At 32.5% G+C, this 19,196-nt stretch carries 16 protein-coding genes; 5 read left to right on the forward strand and 11 right to left on the reverse strand.

Annotated elements, in window-relative coordinates:
• Positions 1-92 precede the first annotated feature (92 nt).
• From FND99_RS12885 to FND99_RS12910, 6 genes are all read right to left on the reverse strand, one after another.
• Positions 93-1,364, reverse strand: a complete 1,272-nt coding sequence (locus FND99_RS12885; protein ID WP_144338361.1) for a DUF2851 family protein — start codon at positions 1,362-1,364, stop codon at positions 93-95.
• 74 nt (positions 1,365-1,438) lie between these two features.
• Positions 1,439-1,921 (reverse strand): 3'-5' exonuclease, encoded by a 483-nt coding sequence (locus FND99_RS12890; protein ID WP_144338362.1) that lies wholly within the window; start codon positions 1,919-1,921, stop codon positions 1,439-1,441.
• An 86-nt stretch (positions 1,922-2,007) separates the two neighbouring features.
• Positions 2,008-3,369 carry a pyridoxal-phosphate dependent enzyme gene (locus FND99_RS12895; RefSeq protein WP_144338363.1) on the reverse strand — a complete coding sequence of 454 codons (1,362 nt, stop codon included), beginning with the start codon at positions 3,367-3,369 and terminating at the stop codon, positions 2,008-2,010.
• 47 nt (positions 3,370-3,416) lie between these two features.
• Complete coding sequence (locus tag FND99_RS12900; RefSeq protein WP_144338364.1) at positions 3,417-5,384, reverse strand: putative porin; 1,968 nt, start codon at positions 5,382-5,384, stop codon at positions 3,417-3,419.
• 180 nt (positions 5,385-5,564) lie between these two features.
• The gene (locus FND99_RS12905; protein ID WP_144338365.1) at positions 5,565-7,148 is read right to left on the reverse strand and encodes a RagB/SusD family nutrient uptake outer membrane protein; all 1,584 of its coding nucleotides are present in this window, start codon (positions 7,146-7,148) and stop codon (positions 5,565-5,567) included.
• Between the two features lie 11 nt (positions 7,149-7,159).
• Positions 7,160-10,273: a SusC/RagA family TonB-linked outer membrane protein gene (locus tag FND99_RS12910; RefSeq protein ID WP_144338366.1), complete on the reverse strand. Its 3,114-nt coding sequence runs from the start codon at positions 10,271-10,273 to the stop codon at positions 7,160-7,162.
• Between the two features lie 558 nt (positions 10,274-10,831).
• Here FND99_RS12910 and FND99_RS12915 point away from each other — a divergent pair.
• Positions 10,832-11,491, forward strand: coding sequence for a ribonuclease HII (locus FND99_RS12915; protein ID WP_144338367.1), 660 nt, complete (start codon positions 10,832-10,834; stop codon positions 11,489-11,491).
• A gap of 49 nt (positions 11,492-11,540) precedes the next feature.
• Here the strand turns inward: FND99_RS12915 and FND99_RS12920 are convergent, their stop codons facing one another.
• The 3 genes from FND99_RS12920 to FND99_RS12930 form a co-directional block, all read right to left on the reverse strand.
• Entirely contained in the window at positions 11,541-12,392 is an 852-nt protein-coding gene (locus FND99_RS12920) for a nuclear transport factor 2 family protein (protein ID WP_144338368.1), read from the reverse strand.
• Positions 12,393-12,550: 158 nt separating this feature from the next.
• Positions 12,551-13,249 carry a lipoyl(octanoyl) transferase LipB gene (gene lipB, locus FND99_RS12925; RefSeq protein ID WP_144338369.1) on the reverse strand — a complete coding sequence of 233 codons (699 nt, stop codon included), beginning with the start codon at positions 13,247-13,249 and terminating at the stop codon, positions 12,551-12,553.
• 5 nt (positions 13,250-13,254) lie between these two features.
• Complete coding sequence (locus FND99_RS12930) at positions 13,255-14,013, reverse strand: hypothetical protein (RefSeq protein WP_144338370.1); 759 nt, start codon at positions 14,011-14,013, stop codon at positions 13,255-13,257.
• Between the two features lie 415 nt (positions 14,014-14,428).
• Between FND99_RS12930 and lysS the strand changes: the two genes are divergently transcribed.
• From lysS to FND99_RS20180, 3 genes are all read left to right on the forward strand, one after another.
• Positions 14,429-16,132: a lysine--tRNA ligase gene (gene lysS, locus FND99_RS12935; protein ID WP_144338371.1), complete on the forward strand. Its 1,704-nt coding sequence runs from the start codon at positions 14,429-14,431 to the stop codon at positions 16,130-16,132.
• A 127-nt stretch (positions 16,133-16,259) separates the two neighbouring features.
• Positions 16,260-16,706: a hypothetical protein gene (locus FND99_RS12940; RefSeq protein ID WP_144338372.1), complete on the forward strand. Its 447-nt coding sequence runs from the start codon at positions 16,260-16,262 to the stop codon at positions 16,704-16,706.
• Between the two features lie 2 nt (positions 16,707-16,708).
• On the forward strand, positions 16,709-16,849 hold the full coding sequence (locus tag FND99_RS20180) for a hypothetical protein (RefSeq protein ID WP_162615555.1): 141 nt from the start codon (positions 16,709-16,711) through the stop codon (positions 16,847-16,849).
• Between the two features lie 46 nt (positions 16,850-16,895).
• Here the strand turns inward: FND99_RS20180 and FND99_RS12945 are convergent, their stop codons facing one another.
• Together FND99_RS12945 and FND99_RS12950 are read right to left on the reverse strand one after the other, a co-directional pair.
• Positions 16,896-17,492: a hypothetical protein gene (locus tag FND99_RS12945; protein ID WP_144338373.1), complete on the reverse strand. Its 597-nt coding sequence runs from the start codon at positions 17,490-17,492 to the stop codon at positions 16,896-16,898.
• 44 nt (positions 17,493-17,536) lie between these two features.
• A complete protein-coding gene (locus tag FND99_RS12950) occupies positions 17,537-18,559 on the reverse strand; it encodes a 2-hydroxyacid dehydrogenase (protein WP_144338374.1) in 1,023 nt (340 codons plus the stop codon).
• Positions 18,560-18,752: 193 nt separating this feature from the next.
• Here FND99_RS12950 and FND99_RS12955 point away from each other — a divergent pair, with 193 nt between their 5' ends.
• A complete protein-coding gene (locus tag FND99_RS12955) occupies positions 18,753-19,193 on the forward strand; it encodes a hypothetical protein (protein WP_144338375.1) in 441 nt (146 codons plus the stop codon).
• Positions 19,194-19,196: the final 3 nt, after the last annotated feature.

Consider the following 19,196-nt stretch of genomic DNA (forward strand, 5'->3'; position numbering starts at 1 on the left):
TTTTACATTTTAGATTTAAGTGTTTAGATTTCTTGAGCTTCACTCAAGATGACAAAAGTACAAATTATCTTATTATTACATTTTCTAACTATCTAATTATTTTTGAGCAGCTCCATTCCAACTGCGCATTTCAAACAAGCTTTTCGATCGCAGTATTCATTTTTGAGTTCTAATAAGGTCTGGCTTTCAAATGCATTTTTTGATTTAATTCCGAAGGAAGCAAACTTATCAATAATAGAGTTTTTCTCTGAAGAAACATCAGTCATAAAATCAATTAAATCTTCTGCAATGGCTTCACCGAATCTATTTGAATAAGCAAATTGAAGTGGAATTATAGTGTTTATGATCAGTAAATCTAAAAAAGAATTGGAAAGTCTTTTTACTTTTTTCGGGCTTTCTTTATCAAATTGATAATGATTCTGCCAATATAAACTGGTTGAAACGGAAAGTAAATCATAAACACTTTCCGCCGAGTTTAATTCAATAATTTTCGAAAATAAATTTTGATATTTGTGATATAAACTTGCTAATTGAGAAAGCCGTATAGTGGGAAAATTATCCGGTCTATGCTTAAAAAACTGAACCGGATCAACATATGTTTGTTCCAAATTATATTTATGAAGCAGAAAAAAATATCTAAACTTCAAATCTTTAAAGTAAACATCTTCCTTATCTCCATTCAACAAACCGCATACTCCAAAAAATAAAGCTTCTAAATTTTCAACTTCAAAACTTTCTTTCCTAAAGACAGAAAAAGGCATTGACTTTGCCATTTGCAAAAACGAATTCCCATTAGTATTAAGTCCAAAATTTTTAGCTAGCAAGCAAAACAAAACAGCTTCCCAATCTTGATTAGTTTCTTCCAATAACTGAAAAACAAACTGTGATTTGCGTTCTAACTTTTCAAAAAATAATCGTTCCTGCCAATTTTTAAAAACAAAACCATCAATTTCTTTAAGGTGCTTTTCGCAGGAAATCCAAGTCTTAACAGCAATAAGTGCGTTATAATTTTCTACAATTTCTTTTGAAACATAATCCTTTAAAACTAAAACAGGAATTTCAGAATTATTTTCTCTGAATATTTCGGTATCATGTTCCCACACAACATGCAAAATTACATTTTCGTAGGAAGCATCTTTTTCATGGTTATGCAAATACCAATCAGATGATTTTAAATGGATTTCGACGTTTCCTGCCCATTTTTGTTCACCAATTTTAATTTGAGCGTTAAAAAAGTCAGGGCCTGCAAGCTCTAAATAGTCGCCCGTTTTATAGATGATAATCTGTTCATTTTGAGCCGTTTTTAAATTCAAGGCATCAAATTTCTTAAATTTCCAGAGATGATGAAGAAAATCTTCTTTCATTTTTATGTTTTATAACAAATTACAAAACCTAAAAATAGATAAAATTTTAAAACTATTCCTACAAATTTATAATTTTAACGCATCAAATACAATTTAGCACAAGCTCTAGCATCTGATAATGCTTCGTGGTGATTTAATTTTATGTTCATTTCACGACAGCAATCGCTTAATTTTGTAGGCTTTATACCTTTTGCTTTATAGATTTTCACTGTACATTCCCATTTTGAAGCAATATTCAAATCATCATAATTTAAGCCATTTGCCAGCATAGATTTGACTAAAACATTTCGGTCAAAACTTTCATTATGCGCTACAACAACTCTATTTTTCAATCTTTTTTCGATTTCAGGATAAACTTGTGCAAACGATTTTGCATTGACTGTATCACGAGGATAAATACCGTGAACTTGAATTGTAAAAGGATTATAAATGTTGTTTGGGGGTTTGATCAAAGTAACAAACTCATCGACAATAATACCGTTCTGTACAGTAACAATCCCAACTGAACAAGGATGAAATCCTGTTGCAGTTTCAAAATCTATTGCGGTAAAATTCATTTTTTATAAATTTTTGAAAAAGAAAATCCATAAAACTAGTTGCCCAATTACAATTAGCTTTATGGATAAATTTTATTTTAAGTGTCTTATTTTATTGAACCAATAATATCATACTTTGTGATAATATGATGAGCACCATTTCCTAATTCAACTAAAACTGCGTCATTTTCTTTTGTAAAAAGTTTTGACACTTCTTCAATTGGAGTTCCCAATTTAACTATTGGAAATGGTTTGCCCATTACTTCCTTAATTGGCTTCTCTGCAACATTTTTGTCGGCAACATAACTCCTGAATAAGTCTGTTTCATCAACAGAGCCCACAAAACCATTTATGTCAACAACAGGAATTTGAGAAATCTTATATTTACGCATACGCTCAATTGCATGCGAAACCAGTTCTTCAGTACGAACAACAATCAATTCCTTATCGATATGATCTTTGATTACATCTTCTGCTTTTGTAACATTTTCTTCCAAAAATCCACGTTCACGCATCCAATCATCATTAAACATTTTTCCAACGTATCGGCTTCCAGAATCATGAAATAAAACCACTACAACATCTTCTGGCTTAAAATGTTCTTTTAACTGCAATAAACCTTTTATACAAGCGCCAGCAGAATTCCCTACAAAGATTCCTTCTTCAAGTGCAATTTTTCTAGTGTAGACTGCGGCATCTTTATCAGTTACTTTTGTAAAGCCATCAATTAAAGAAAAATCAACATTTTTTGGCAAAATATCTTCTCCAATTCCTTCCGTGATATAAGAATAGATTTCGTTTTCGTCAAAAATTCCTGTTTCGTGGTATTTCTTGAAAACAGAACCATAAGTATCAATTCCCCAAATTTTAATATTTGGGTTTTTCTCTTTCAGATATTTTCCAACCCCAGAAATTGTTCCACCTGTTCCTACTCCAACAACAAAGTGTGTAATTTTACCATCTGTCTGTTTCCAGATTTCAGGTCCAGTTTGCTCATAATGCGCCAATGAATTTGACATGTTATCGTACTGATTTACATACCAAGAATTTGGAGTTTCTTCAGCCAAACGTTTTGAAACCGAATAATATGAACGAGGATCTGTTGGCTCAACATCTGTAGGACAAACTACTACTTTTGCACCAACAGCGCGAAGTATATCCATTTTCTCCTTAGACTGCTTATCAGATATTACGCAAATCAATTTATAGCCTTTAACAATAGCTACAAGAGCTAATCCCATTCCGGTATTTCCTGAAGTTCCTTCAATAATAGTTCCACCAGGTTTTAATCGCCCGTCAGCTTCTGCATCTTCAATCATTTTAACGGCCATTCTGTCTTTTACAGAATTTCCTGGATTAAAAGTTTCGACTTTTGCCAACACTAACGCATCAATTTCAGCAACAATTTTGTTGAGTTTTACAAGCGGCGTATTGCCAATTGTTTCTAAAATATTATTTGAAAAGTCCATTTTGTATTTATTTAATATTTGGTTTTAAAATAAATCAAGACCTAATTTTATTGGAAGAAGTTCCAAACTAAACCAAATCGTATTAAGAAATCACGATATGGATTATTAGGTGCAGAGTAATAATCATTTTTAGAAAAAGAAGAATTAAAGTGCTCCAACTTTAAATAAAAACGAGTTTGACGAATTCTTGCATTAACAAAAAAATCGAAAGTAGCATAATTACCAATTTCCTTAGTATTTTGAACAAAAAACTCGCCAACAACTGGATTGTAATCATTTCCGTAATATTTCGTAAAATAATTAAATACAAGTCCGGTTTGCATAAACAAAGCTTTTTTGAAAAAATAACTAGAATAATACAATGTGTTTCTAGTCACAAAATCGGGCACATTTAAAATTAATTCAGATTGATCCACTTTTTGATATAAAAGCGTGTTGTCAAAACCAAATCTTCCAAATTTAAACTCTTTGTTCGCTTTTATAGAAAAATAGTTTATCGCATTCCCATATTGCGCAGGGTTTATAATTTGAGTATGAACCTTTTTCTCTTCATCTGTTGAAACATCAGCAAAATATAAATGATCCTTTAAAACAGAATATTGAACTTCGGCATTCAACCAAGGCGTATAAACATTTGCTCCAAGCTGATTTATTTTTTCATTCTTAAAATCATTAGACCAATTATATTCAACATAACTGCTTTGGTACAAATTATAATTATTATTTGGGAGCTTATTTATGTTTCGGTATCTAAAATCAAACTGAATATCTTTATTTAAAGTGTATTTCAATTTAGCATCTAGATCTGAAAGCGACTGATTTGTGATCGATCTCGTATATAAGAAACGTCCATTCCATTTATTCTTCTGATATTCATACTGTCCTCCAAAATTATTAATCTGAACAAACAAATTATCAGGAATAACATGGCCGTCCTGCTTAACTATAACCCTGTTGTACTCATAATTTGATCTGTAATCATCAATAAAAAAATAGAATTTTCCTAAAAGGGAATTTTCATAAGCAAGTCCAGCTTTGTTATATAATTTTTCAAAACGAGTGCGGTCATTAATATTGCTAGTCACATACGATTCTCCAAAACGTGCAACCGGAGTTGTTTCTACATATGAAAGTACAGTTGGCTGTTTGTATTCATAAAATTTATACTCATAATTAAACTGATGTGTAACAAATAAATTATTATCACCTCCCTTTGGATTTATTCTAAATGCATGATCAAAAAAGAAACGATGCCCCTTCAACAAAGATTTAGCATCTGTTAAATATACCTGCAAACGCTGACGATTTTTAAAATCAGGGTCATTACTTTCAAAATCTTCAGGGCTGGTAATACCTCCATTTTCCTCATTTGTAATATCCTGATACGTAACATGCGCGTTCAGAATATATCTTTTGTTAGTTGTGGCATAGCTAGTCGTAAATCTAAAGTTACCTGCACTAACTAATTGATTGATATAATTCCCTTCTGAACGAAGACCTCTATAAGCAAAAGAAAAATTTAAATTCTTAGACGTATTTAACGTAATAAATGAATCTACATTTTGACCTTTATTTATTGTTGTATTAAAAAACAATTCAGTAAACGGTGTTGCCGCCGAGTAATATTTAATATCCGAAGGCTGCATATAATCAAAATGTTTGCCTGAAAAACCAATTTCTGGATATGGAGAAAAACTCGTTAGACCGTAATTTAAAGTATTGTAAGTTTGTCCAATATTGGAAAATTCTAAAAGTCCGAAATTATCTTTTCTAAGATAATTTTGTCTGTAAGCGCTTTTTAGCGTTAACGACGTATCTGCATAAGTCGTATCATGTTCTAGAGTGATAATTTGATATTGTTCAATTTTAGCTACTAAAGATTTTTTCTTTTTTACGGTATCAGTAATGCTTGAATATTTGGTGTTCATATCCAAATTACTTTTAGAAGTGTTTTTTTCTTGAGAAAACAATAAGGCGGGCATTATCATTAGATATAGAAAAAAGAGTATTCTCATTTGATAGCTTTATATTGAAATTATATTCGACAAAATTAGTCAAGCAAAGGTAAAAGATAAAAACGTATAAAAAAACAAATCAGTATGATTGAGAAGTTTTTATCACAATTAAATCAAAATAGAAAAACCCCCAATCAAAAAATGATTGAGGGTTTTAAAAAAATCAAAATATTTATTTTCTTACCATCCTGGGTTTTGTTGAATACCTAGGTTAGTATTCATTTCAATTTGTGGTATAGGCCATAAGTATTTGTAATCAGTATATGGAATAGCATCAACTGGAGTTGTTACCACATAATTACTTGTTAAATCAAATGCTGCTTTTGGCGGAGCAATACCACTAGCCACTTTAGCAGGAACTCCAGAAATTGGAGCTAAATCATCACCTTGCAATCTATGGATATCAGACCATCTGCGTCCTTCTTGTAAGAACTCAATTCTTCTTTCTTTAAGAATTAATTTTACTAAATCTGCCTGAGAAGTATATGATGCAGAAGTATATGCCTGAGCTGCAGGATTAGCTAACGATCTATTTCTAACTTGGTTCAATAAAGTTAATGCTGCTGGTAAGTTTGTACCTAAACGTGCCTGAGCTTCAGCCATGTTTAAAACAACTTCAGCATATCTAATAACTGGAGCAGGATCAGTCAAGTTAGTAATATCAAAGTATTTGTTAGTATATTTAACTCCATTGGTTGGCGCTGTATAGATAAATTTACCATCTTCTCTACGTTTATCATCAGCTAACCATTGTGAATCTCTCCAAAGAATTGGACTAATACAAACTAAAGCTCTATTTCTTAAGATACTTGCTAAAGCAGCATTAGTATTAGGATTCAGTGTTGCAGTATGTACAATAGAGAAAATAGATTCACTATTAGCTATATTAAGTGCAAAAGGAGCATAAGGATCTGCAGTTAATGCATAACGCCCTGTTAATTTTGATCCTTCAGCAATTACGTTTGCCCAGTCTCTTTTTTGAAGGTAAACTCTAGTTTTGAAAGCGATTGCTGCAGCTTTTGAAGCTCTACCAATAACTAGTGTACCAGTAGCAGCACCAGTACCTGTACCTCTACCAACAGTAGCAATTAATTTTTCAGCATCATCTAAATCAGCTAAAACTTTAGCATAACATTCAGCAACAGTATTTCTTGGCTTATTATCTTCTGAAGTTAGTTCAGCTGCTGTATTAATACCAACTTCTCTGTAGATAACTCCAGGGTGAGTAGCTCCAGCAGTAAATTGATATGGTTTTGCAAAATAATTCAACAATTCAAAATGCGTAATTGCTCTTAAAAATTTAGACTGCCCAATATAATCATCGGCAACAGCTTGAGTAATAATACCTTTTGCTACAGCACCTTGAGCACCTTCAATCATAAGGTTACATCTGTTGATTAATTTATAACCATCAACCCAGTAAAAAACATTGTTTGGAGATGATGCATCATTAGTCGCTTTATAAGTCAACTCATAAAAAGTTTGCATATTAACAACATCTTCTCCTCTTGCTTCTCCTTGTTCAACAAAAGCAGCACCCCAAACATAACCACGACCACCATTTGGAGTTGTTGAGTTATACATACCAATAGCAGCGTTATTGTAAACACCAACCATATATGACTGGATTAAAGTAGGTGTTGAAAATGCATCCTGATCAGAAATATTATTGATTGGATTCAAATCCAGTATTTTGTCTTCTGAACATGAACTCATCCCGAGTACCATTGCAGAAAGTAAAATTGTTTTAAATATATTTTTCATATGTATTTTTATTATAAACTTACATTTATTCCCATTGAGATCACTTTAGAACGTGGAGTACCATTTACATCTACTCCAGACGTTTCCATTTCAGGGTTAATACCTTTATAGTCTGAAATCAACCAGATATTTTGTGCTTGAACAAAAAGTCTAAAGTTATCAACTCCAATTTTATCCATTACCGATTTTGACAATGTATAACCGAAACTAATGTTATCAAGTGAGATAAAATCACCTTTTTCAACAAAACGAGAAGTTGCTGCACTCGTCAAGTTTGTACCTGTGTTTGAACTACCATATAATTTTGGTGTCCATCCATCACCAGGATTATCAATACTTTGCCATCTTCCTAAAATTTCTGTTCCATTGTTGTTAAAGTTTGTATTCAACAACTCTCTTCTTGTAGCATTGAAAATTTTATTACCACCACTGAATCTAAACATGAAACCTAAATCAAGATTTTTGTATTTCATGCTTGAAGTAAATGATCCAAAATAAGTTGGCAATGTATTTCCTAAAATTACTTTGTCAGCATTACTCAATGTCGTAGCAGCACCAACAGCAGTAGGATTGTTTGGATCAAAGATTGTTAAACCAGTACCCGGCAACATACCTTGCGCCAAAGTTCCATCAGCTTTATAGTAAACTGGGTTACCATTTGCTTTGTTAACTCCCCAATATTTATAACCGTATAATGAATTGATTGATTCACCTTGTCTAATAATAATATTAGGAGCAATATTTGTATCTGTTGAAGAACCACCAATGATATCTTGTCCAGCAACTAAACCAGTAACTACGTTTTTAGTCAATGTTAGGTTAGCTCCAACATCCCATGTAAAGTTACCATTATTAATAGCTTTGAAGTTAGCTGCAAACTCATATCCTTGGTTATACATAGAACCAATGTTAGAGTTAACAAAACCACCATTAGCTCCAGGAATACCCATAGAAGGATCAACTGGCGCTTGCAATACAATACCATCAATATTATTTCTGTAATAATCAAATTGTAAAGTCAAACGATTATCAAGAAAACCTAAATCAACACCAAAGTCAGTTTTGAAACTAGTTTCCCATTGTAACAAGTTGTTACCATACTGAGAATATCCAATACCATTAGCACCACCATTAGGAGAACCTACAGTAAGACCTTTAGAAGGATAAGCTGTCCCACCTAATACGTCAACGTTTCCAACCTCAGAGTAAGAACCTCTTACTTTTAAATCAGAAACCACTTTACTAATTCCTTCCATGAAGTTTTCTTTAGAAACTGTCCAACCAGCAGAAACTCCAGGGAAGTTGTGCCATCTAACATCTTTCTCATATTGAGAAATTCCGTCACGTCTAAGAGATCCTTGAATAAAGTATTTTTCTTTATAGTTATAAGTAGCACGTCCTAAATAAGAGATAATCCCTTTTTCAGTAACACCTCCACCAGTATCTTTTGTGTTAAAAGTATTGGTTACTAAGTTTTTACTAAAGAAATCACTTAACATATCGCTTCCTTGGCCCCAGAAATTTTGGTTTCTAGATTTTTGATATTCAGCAACACCTGTTAATCCAACGTTATGATCTTCAGCAAAAGTATGCTTATAGTTTAAGATATTTTGCCAGTTCCATCTCATAAGATTTGTGTTGTCTTGATACAAACTTCCATTTGAAGTACGTCCATCACCATGTACTGGATTCCAGTATTGAAGACCATCAGTACTAGCATTATCAGCACTTACTTGTAATTTATAACTTAAATCAGAAGTAATTTTTGCATTAGCAAAAGTACTGAATATAATTCTTGTCGTTTTTGACTGATATTTATTATGATCAAGAACATAGATAATATTTGTAATATTATCCCCAGCTTCAACATTGTTATCCCATTTACCAACTGTTGCGTTGTTTGGAGAAAGGTTGTAACCAGTTGGATCAGCAGCATCATAAATTGGTGTATTTGGCAATTGTCTGATAGTATTAAAAATATTTCCTGACAATGCACTTGCACTACTGTTTAATCCATTGATTTCAGTTCTACTTAGGTTTAAATTCGTACCAATACTTAACCATTTGTTGATTTCTTGATCGATGTTAGCTCTAACAGTATACTTTTTTTGGTCATTAGATAAGTTGATACCATCTAAATCTTGGTAACCCAAAGATAAGTAATATTTAGTTTTATCTGAACCTCCGCTGAAGTTAAGATTATGTGTCATTTGAGGAGCATTTCTCAAAACTGCTGATTGCCAGTCAGTATTGTATGTATTTCCAACTGCCCATATACCTAACTTAGCATTTGCACTTTTCTCATTTGAAATTGTAATGAAATCAGGAGTTTGTAACAAATCATATTTTTTTGCAGCACTAGCAACACCAAGTACGCTTGAATAGCTAACTTTTAAAGTACCTTTTTTACCACTTTTTGTTGTAATCAAGATTACACCATTTGCAGCTCTAGATCCATAAATAGCTGTCGCAGCTCCATCTTTTAATACATCAAAAGACTCAATATCTTCTGGATTGATGTCAGCTAAACCATTTGTAGGCGAAGCACCTCCAATGTCTCCAGAAAAAATAGGCATACCATCTACAACGATTAATGGCTCAGTAAGACCAGAAATTGTAGAAATACCTCTAATTCTAATTTTTGGTGCAGCACCAATAAGACCTGTGTTAGTTAAAACCTGAACTCCAGTTGCTCTACCTGCTAAAACACCTTCGAAAGATGGAGTTACCAAGTTAGAGATGTCTTTTCCAGCAATTTTAGAAATAGAACCTGTAACTTCTTTTCTTTTCTGAACACCGTAACCTACTACTACTACTTCATTCATTAATTGTGCCTCAGACTCCATCTCCACATTGATCGTGTTTGAATTTCCAACAGTCACAGTTTTGTTATTCATACCTACATATGAAAAAACTAAAACGTCTCCTGTTTTCGCTTTCACAGAATAACTTCCGTCAAAATCTGTCTGAGTATTAACCTTTGTTCCTTTAACAAGAACATTTACTCCTGGAATAACACCTGTTTTATCAGATACCTTTCCAGTAACAGTTCTCTCTTGAGCGAAAGAAAACTGCATAGATAACGCTACAAGGAGCGTAAAAATCCATTTAAATTTTAATTTCATTTTAATTTATTTTGAATTAGTATGCGACAAACATCTTAATTATTTCTTAAAATAACAAACTATTTGAATTTAAATTTCCTTAAGATTATTAACAAAAGCTTAATACTTTCTTGCAAAATGTAACTATTATCGACTTTATATATTATTTTTCTTTCAAAACAAAACTAATTCACACACTTTTAAATGCTAAAAATTTAATAAATTTTAACATTTAGGAAAATCAAATCATAAAACTCATAAAAAACAGTAATTTCTTTTATTAAGTTCTTTAATTTGACATGTTTTTTTGAAGTTTTGACAAAAACAAGGCTCAAATAACACAAAACATCATTTTTTTTAAAGCTTTTTGAATATTTAACTTTAAAAAACTCAAAAAAAAATTACTTAGCAACCAAAATTATTAGGATAAAGTGTAAAAAATATGGAAAATCGCCATTGAAAAATGTCAGCAAATCATAAAATTTACTAACGCCATTAAACCTTTACACTTAAATTTAGTCGTCATTTTATCTATTTGCTGAATTTTTTATAATCTTTGCTATCCAAAAAAGTATAAAAATGCTCGAAAAAAATTTCTCAGGATTTATTTTAGAAACCGGCACAGATGAAGCAGGACGAGGTTGCCTTGCTGGCCCTGTAACGGCCGCGGCAATAATTTTGCCTCAACATTTTGAAAATCAAATTTTAAACGACAGTAAACAATTGTCTGAAAAGACTAGAGCGCTTTTAAAACCAATTATAGAAGAGCACGCTGTCTGTTTTGCTGTGACACATTTGTTTCCTGATGAAATTGACGAAATAAACATTTTGAATGCTTCCATGAAAGGAATGCAAGAATGTATTTTAAAATTAAAACATGTTCCCGAATATATTATTGTAGATGGCAATCGATCTCTGAATGCGAAACTCGGACTTAAAAATTCTTTTGGGAAACAATTTTCATCAACCGAAATAGAATTGCTGAAATCTATACCCAACAAAAGCATTATTAAAGGTGATGCTAAATATTTAAGTATTGCCGCTGCTTCGGTTTTGGCAAAAACTTACCGTGACGAATATATGGATCAAATTCATGAAGAATTCCCAATGTATAATTGGAAACAAAACAAAGGCTACCCAACTAAAGAGCATCGGGAAGCAATTAAAAAATATGGAACTACAAAATACCATCGAATGAGTTTTAGGCTTTTGCCTGAGCAACTCAGTCTAGAGTTTTAATAAAAAAAGCGACTTAATATATTTAGGTCGCTTTTTTATAAACTATTTTTTATTTCTTGCTTTTTAAAAATTCAACAAATTGTTTTGTGTCATAATAAAAAGGTCGGATTGCTGTAATTTTTCCATTTTTCAAATCAAAATGTTCTGAAATTGGCATCGAAAGCGTTTTGCCGGATTTTTTTGATTTGCAATTTATGGTAAAATAAATAATCACTTCGTTTTTTGTGGCATCGCTAAAATAAACAGGCTCCTTTTCTATCTGCAATTCAAAAAACTCAGCAGATTTTGCAAACATGGTAGTCCATTCCTGAAAACCAACATAAGTTCCTCCATATGGCAATCCTGTTGCTTGCGTATAAACAGCCCCATCTTCAATTAAAGTTGCCATTGTGTCAAAATCTCTGGTTTTAAAAAGACATTCATAATATTTTGCAACAACTTTAAAGTTATCCGCTTCAAGGTTTTTCAAAAGATCTTCTTCAGTCAAAGTCACGCCTGTATCCCAAAAACTAATAATTTTGCTCACTTGGCCTTTACCATTTAATCTGGCGAAATCTCGGCCACCCATTACAAGTTTATTTTTAGAATCGGCAATTTTCCATTCCCACGTAATATAATTGTCTTTAACGACTTTTGCCCCAGAAGTTAAAACTGCGTCAGGATTTTTTTTATAAAATTCAGCGATCAGACTATTCAATGCTGCGATACCTTTTATAGATGCCGAAGGATCTTCAAAAGTACTGTCATCCAGCCAGATCGTTTTAATCAATTTTAATCGCGCATCACTATTTTTTTCTTGCCAAGCTTTTTCGTAAATCGTAACGGGGTATAATTTATCTTTCTTTTGAGCAAAAAGACCATTAAGCATGAAAAGGAAACAAAGTAAGTAGAGTTTTCTCATAAATTATTTAGGTTAGATTAATTGCAACATAAACTATAAACCCAAATTTAGCATAAATACAGCAGAAAATTACATTATTGTCCTAAATATAAATGCTGAAGAAAACAACCTTAAAATTGTTGCTTTCTTCAGCATTCTGAATTTTTCAATAAGTCTTTCTAAACAAATTCTGCTTCAAACAATTCTTTTACATGTTTTAGAATTTTCGTTTTTACTTCTTCTTCATCTACTTTTTCTACTCCAAGTTCGACATTTAAAGATGTAACACCTTTACCGCGAATTCCACACGGAATAATATTATCAAAATAGCCTAAATCGACGTTTACATTCAAAGCAAAACCGTGCATGGTTACCCAGCGTGAAGCACGAACACCCATCGCACAAATTTTTCGTGCAAACGGAGTGCCGACACCAAGCCAAACTCCTGTTTCTCCCTCACTTCTGCCCGATTGTAATCCATATTCTGCCAATGTCAAAATGATGGCTTCCTCAAGAAAACGTAAATACTTATGAATATCGGTAAAGAAATTTTCTAAATCAAGAATTGGATACCCAACAATTTGTCCGGGTCCGTGATACGTAATATCACCGCCTCGATTTATTTTATAAAATGTAGCGCCTTTGGCTTCGAGCTGTTTTTCGTTTAATAATAAATTTTCGAGATCGCCACTTTTTCCTAACGTGTAAACATGTGGATGCTCAACAAACAATAAATAATTAGGAGTTGGCAAGTCTAGTTCTTCTCTTCGGTTTTTGATTTTTAAATCGACTATATCTTTAAATAGTTCTTCCTGATATTCCCAAATCGATTTATAATCTCTGTTTCCCAGATCCTGAAGTTGAATTTTTTTATTCATTTTAATTATTTTTCAAACTCAACATCAAAGTTAAGTTTGTCCGGATTCTCCATATAATCCGTAAAAGAGTATTGAATTGTAACTGATTTTCGGTCCTCACTGAACAAAGCATTCGGATTCGAGACCTTTTTTATTTTCTTCGGAAAATGATATTTGATGATATAATTTGATGAAGCAAACATCATTTTAGACATATCTGCTGCCGAATCTTTTTTTATTTCTGCCAGTTTTTGCTGGTCAATTGTTGCTTTTCGGGTAAATTTCTTTCCGTCGTAAGTATAGCTTAATTTGCTGTTGTTATTTCCAAAGCCATTTCCTAATGGACTAACTGGAGCTGATGCACCTTCTAATTTTTGAAGCGCACTTGCCGTTTGTAAAACATCCTGCAGTTCGTTTACGTTTTTAAAATCAGTAGCAAAAGTCATTAAAAATTGTTTTTTCTCAGCACTCATTTTAGTCGTAACAACAAAGTTTTCGAGCTTTTTAAGTTCTTTTTGTGTTTCTGGAGAAAGCTTGGCAATGCTGTCTTTTTTCTCTTCAAATAATTGCTTGAAAGTAAAAGTAGAATCGATATCTTTTTTTGCATCCGCTCCCATTTGATTGCCAATTTGGTCACCAGCCATTTCCATCAAAGCCGAACCATCCATATCAACAGAGAATTTTCCGCTTCCGTTATCATTAATTGTAATATTTTCAGTGAAAGTACAGCTTGTTAATGTCGCTATTAAAAAAGAAAAACTCAAAAGTTTATATAATTTTACCATAATCTAATTTTTTATCAAAGATACGAAGTCTATTTTGTTTTTTGAAGATTCTAAGATACTATCCCGAGGTTTCGGGACTGAGTTGCTAAGATACTAAGTCTCTGAAATATTTTCTTATATATTTTTTTTATTGCCAAAATATTGTCATTCCTCGTTCCTGGGAATGACAAGAATACATTAAAACTTTGATGCACTCCAACTCAAGCGTCTTTTGAAAACAAAAACGCCTAATCTAGCCCCGATAGAAGCGGTATCCTTTTTATCCGCCTTTTTTGCGGATAAAAAGATACAAGCGGATAGCGGGACAAAACGTCCTTGAAACCCAATAAATTGCTGCTCCAAAAAATCTAAAATCTGCATTCTAAAATCTGCATTCTTTTCTTTATCTTTGCACACTTAAAAAACAGAGCACAAAATGGCATTATCAGAACAAGAAATCATCAGAAGAGAAAAACTTCAAAACTTACGCAATCTGGGAATCAATCCTTACCCAGCTAATCTTTTTCCTGTAAATCATACTTCGAAGCAGATAAAGGAAACTTTCGAGGAAGGTAAGAAGGTTATTGTTGCGGGACGTTTGATGAGTGTTCGTGATCAAGGTAAAGCTTGTTTTGCTGAGTTACAAGACAGCGAAGGACGTATTCAATTATACGTAAATCGCGATGTTTTATGTGAAGGCGACGATAAAACTTTATACAACCAAGTATTCAAAAAATTAACTGATTTAGGTGATTTTATTGGAATTGAAGGTGAATTATTCACTACGCAAGTTGGTGCAAAATGTATTCGTGTAAGTGGTTTTACTTTCTTGAGTAAAACATTGCGTCCGTTGCCTTTGCCAAAAGTTGACGAAGAAGGAAACGTTCACGATGCTTTCAACGATGCTGAATTGCGTTACAGAATGCGTTATGTAGATTTAACTGTAAATCCGCAGGTTAAAGAAACATTTATTAAGCGTACAAAGTTGTTCAGCGCGATGCGTGGTTATTTTAACGATGCAGGATATCTTGAAGTTGATACTCCGGTGTTGCAGTCAATTCCTGGTGGTGCTTCGGCAAGACCTTTTATTACGCATCATAACTCGCTTGATATTCCGCTTTACATGCGTATTGCGAATGAGCTGTACTTAAAAAGATTAATTGTTGGTGGATTTGAAGGTGTCTATGAGTTCTCTAGAAACTTCCGTAATGAAGGAATGGACAGAACACATAATCCTGAGTTTACTGCAATGGAAATATATGTAGCTTATAAAGACTACAACTGGATGATGGAATTTGCAGAAGGCTTATTAGAGCATTGTGCGATTGCTGTAAATGGAACTAGTGAAGTTACTTTTGGCGAACACAAAATCAACTTTAAAGCGCCTTACGCACGTGTAACAATGACAGATTCTATCAAACACTTTACTGGTTTTGATATTTCTGGAAAATCTGAGCAAGAATTGTTTGAAGCAGCGCGCGGAATGGGAATCGAAGTTGACGAAACAATGGGTAAAGGAAAATTGATTGATGAGATTTTTGGAGCAAAATGTGAAGGAAATTATATTCAGCCAACTTTCATTACGGATTATCCTAAAGAAATGTCGCCGCTTTGTAAAGAGCACCGCGATAATCCAGATTTAACTGAGCGTTTTGAATTAATGGTTTGTGGTAAAGAAATCGCAAATGCTTATTCTGAATTAAATGACCCAATTGACCAAAGAGAGCGCTTTGAAGACCAAATGCGTCTTTCTGAAAAAGGTGATGATGAAGCAAACGGAATTATCGACGAGGATTTCTTAAGAGCTCTTGAATACGGTATGCCTCCAACTTCTGGAATGGGAATTGGAATGGATCGTTTGATTATGTATTTGACAAACAACGCTTCTATTCAAGAAGTTTTATTGTTTCCACAAATGCGTCCTGAGAAAAAACAAGCTCAGATCGAATTGACTGAAGAGGAAAAAGTAATTATTACTTTGCTAAAAGGAAACGAAAATAAAATGGAATTATCGCAACTTAAAGTTACTGCTAATTTAAGCGGTAAAAAATGGGATGCCTCTATGAAAAACTTATCTAAACACGGTTTGACTAAAGTTGTCGTTGACGGCGAGTTTAAGACTGTGGAATTGGTGGGATAGATTTTGTTTTATTCTATTATAAATACAACCCGATAGGTTTATAACTTATCGGGTTTTTTATTAAATTCGTACGAAACAATAAATTTTAATCACCTCAATAATGCCTTATATCATACTGCTTCTAATCATGTCAATGGTTTTTTGTTATGAAATTTTCTTCGAAAAAGCCATTGTAACAAAAATTACTTCAAAAAGAAGGCAGAAAATTTTCGAATTATTAAAAAACAAATATGAAGGACTAAAAGAAAATGATTTAGGTTTCTTTGAATATTCGATAAGCAATAAAACTCTTTTGTTTGAATATATTTTAACAGAAGGCAGAAATAGATTAAATATCCTAAAGGTCTACTTAGACATTTCAACAATTGAAGAAGATATTAAACAACTCTGCAAAATCCATTTCTATTGTAAAAAAATTGACAATCGAGATTGGGTAGAAATGCCAGTAGAAGTGTTTTTTGATACATTGAATAATTTAGTAAAAAATTCAAGCAAAACCGTTTCCAATATAATCGCTGAAACCGAAAGTTATATTTCAGAAAAAAGAGTAGAAAGAGATAAAAATAAACGATAACTATGAAAATTTCAAAATTTTATCAATTCGAACAGCATGAATTAGATATGCTAAAAGAAAGCGAAGAAGATATAAAATATGGCAGAGTTATTTCTCAAGAAGATTTAGACAATGAAGATCTTGAATGGCTCTCCGAAATATAAATTCAAACCCGACAGGTTTTAAAAACCTGTCGGGTTTATTTTTTTTTTAAAACGAATACTTCTCAAATTTTTTATCTGTAATATCCAAAACCTTGGTACTTTCTTTGGGACTTACGCCTTTCCAAATTTCCTGAACCGATGGATTTGATGGATATTTTCCATCTTTCATTCTTACAATGTGAAATTCATTGTTGCTTTCTATTATTAAATCAGAAAAATTTTCAGTGGATGTATTTGCTATAAGAATTGGAAAATCGGTTACTGAAAAACGATTTATCAAGCTTCCGTCATTATTTAAAATATAACCTGAACAGCCTCCGCTTCCGCAGAAATAGGAGTTGGAGAAACCAACAAAATATTCGTTTTTATTATCATTATTTAGATCAAAAGCTTGGTAGTAAAAAAATCGGTCTGCTTTTGTCATGGCTGGCAAATCTTTCTCAAGCAAAATATTTAATTGTTTCCTAATCAATTCAACAGCTTTATCGTCTCTTGGCGGTGCATCACTTAAATTTGCCGTTCCGCCAACTGTTTTTGACAAGGTATCTTGAATAATAGTTTTAACAATATTACTTGATTCTTTTTTGTTTTGGCAAGAATACAATGCCAGAATCCCGATTAAAATTAGAATTTTACTTTTCATAATCTGAAATTTTAAATCAATACTACTTTTCAATATGGAATAATCTAAACAAGCAATGCTGCTTTATTTTCAATATCATTTTGTATCAATAATGATTTTATATTATTAAAGGTCACCAAAGCAATCTGTGTCAAAGCTTCGTTAGTAAAAAACGCCTGATGCGCCGTTACCAAAACATTCGGAAAACTCATTAAACGCTGAATGGCGTCATCTTGAATAATATCTGCAGATAAATCTCTGAAAAAAAGCTTTTCCTCTTGTTCATAAACATCAATACCTAAGTAACCAATTTTCCCTTCTTTCAAACCTTCAATAACTGCTGAAGTTTCAATTAATCCACCACGACTGGTATTGATTATCATCACGCTGTTTTTCATCAACGCAATCGAATCGTCATTTATTACATGTTTTGTCTGATCGTTTAACGGACAATGAAGCGAAATAATATCGCTTGATTTGAAAATCTCATTTAAACTGACAAAAGAAACGCCGTCTTTGATCATTTCTTCATTTTGCACAATATCATAAGCCAAAACTTTACATCCAAATCCTAAAGCAATTTTAGCAAAAGCTCGCCCGATATTCCCTGTTCCAATAATTCCGATTGTCTTTCCGAATAAATCAAAACCCAGCAATCCGTTTAAGGAGAAATTCTGCTCGCGGACTCTGTTGTAGGCTTTATGTGTTTTTCTATTTAAAGTCAAAATCATTGCCATGGCATGTTCTGCAACAGCTTGTGGTGAATAAGCCGGAACTCGGCAGACTTTTATATTGTATTTTTTTGCCGCTTCTAAATCGACATTATTAAAACCAGCACAACGCAAGGCAATAATTTTTACATTTTTTTCTGCCAATTGTCTAATTACAGCTTCACTTACAATATCGTTTACAAAAACACATACAATACTTGCATTTTCAATCAAAACAACTGTTTGGAGATTAAGCTGTGTTTCATAATAATCCAATTCAAAACCAAAATCGCTGTTGTATTTATTAAAAAAAGCTTTGTCATACGGCTGAGTCGAGAAAAAAGCAATTTTATTGTTTAATGCAGTATTTGAGCTCATATCATTTTGTTCTAAGTTCTTAAATGAGTTGATACTTTAAAAATAAGCAATTATTTTTATACTATTAGCCTTCTTGTTAACGTTTTAATGAATTACGAATCAATATGTTAAATAAAACACAAATCTGTAGATTAAAATTAAACCTATTGAATTTGATATAGTCTTATGGATATAACAATTAAAAAACGCAATCATGAAAAAATTATTTATCGCAGCTTTGCTATTTGTTGGAGTAGCATCTTTTGCACAAGAAATGGATCAACAACCAGCAGGAAACCAAAGAGAAAGAATGACGCCAGAACAGCGTAACGAAAAACAGCTGAAAAAATTAACAACAGAATTGAATTTAGATGCTAATCAACAAGCGCAGGTAAAACAACTGTTGGCTGATCGAAGCGCTAAAGCAGAAAAAATGAGAGACGCTCGTCAAGCAAGTAAAGACAGTGGAACAAAACCAACTGCAGCTGAAAGAGAAGCTTTCAAAAAAGATATGATGGCTGAAAGAGATGCAAACGATGCTAAAATGAAATCAATTCTGAATGCTGACCAATACACTAAATGGAAAAAAATTCAGGAAGAAAACAAAGACAAAGCGAGAGAAAAAATGAAAGAATACAAAAATGACAGCAATTAATTT

The sequence above is a fragment of the Flavobacterium daemonense genome (genome assembly GCF_007341385.1).
GTDB classification, from domain to species: Bacteria; Bacteroidota; Bacteroidia; order Flavobacteriales; family Flavobacteriaceae; genus Flavobacterium; species Flavobacterium daemonense.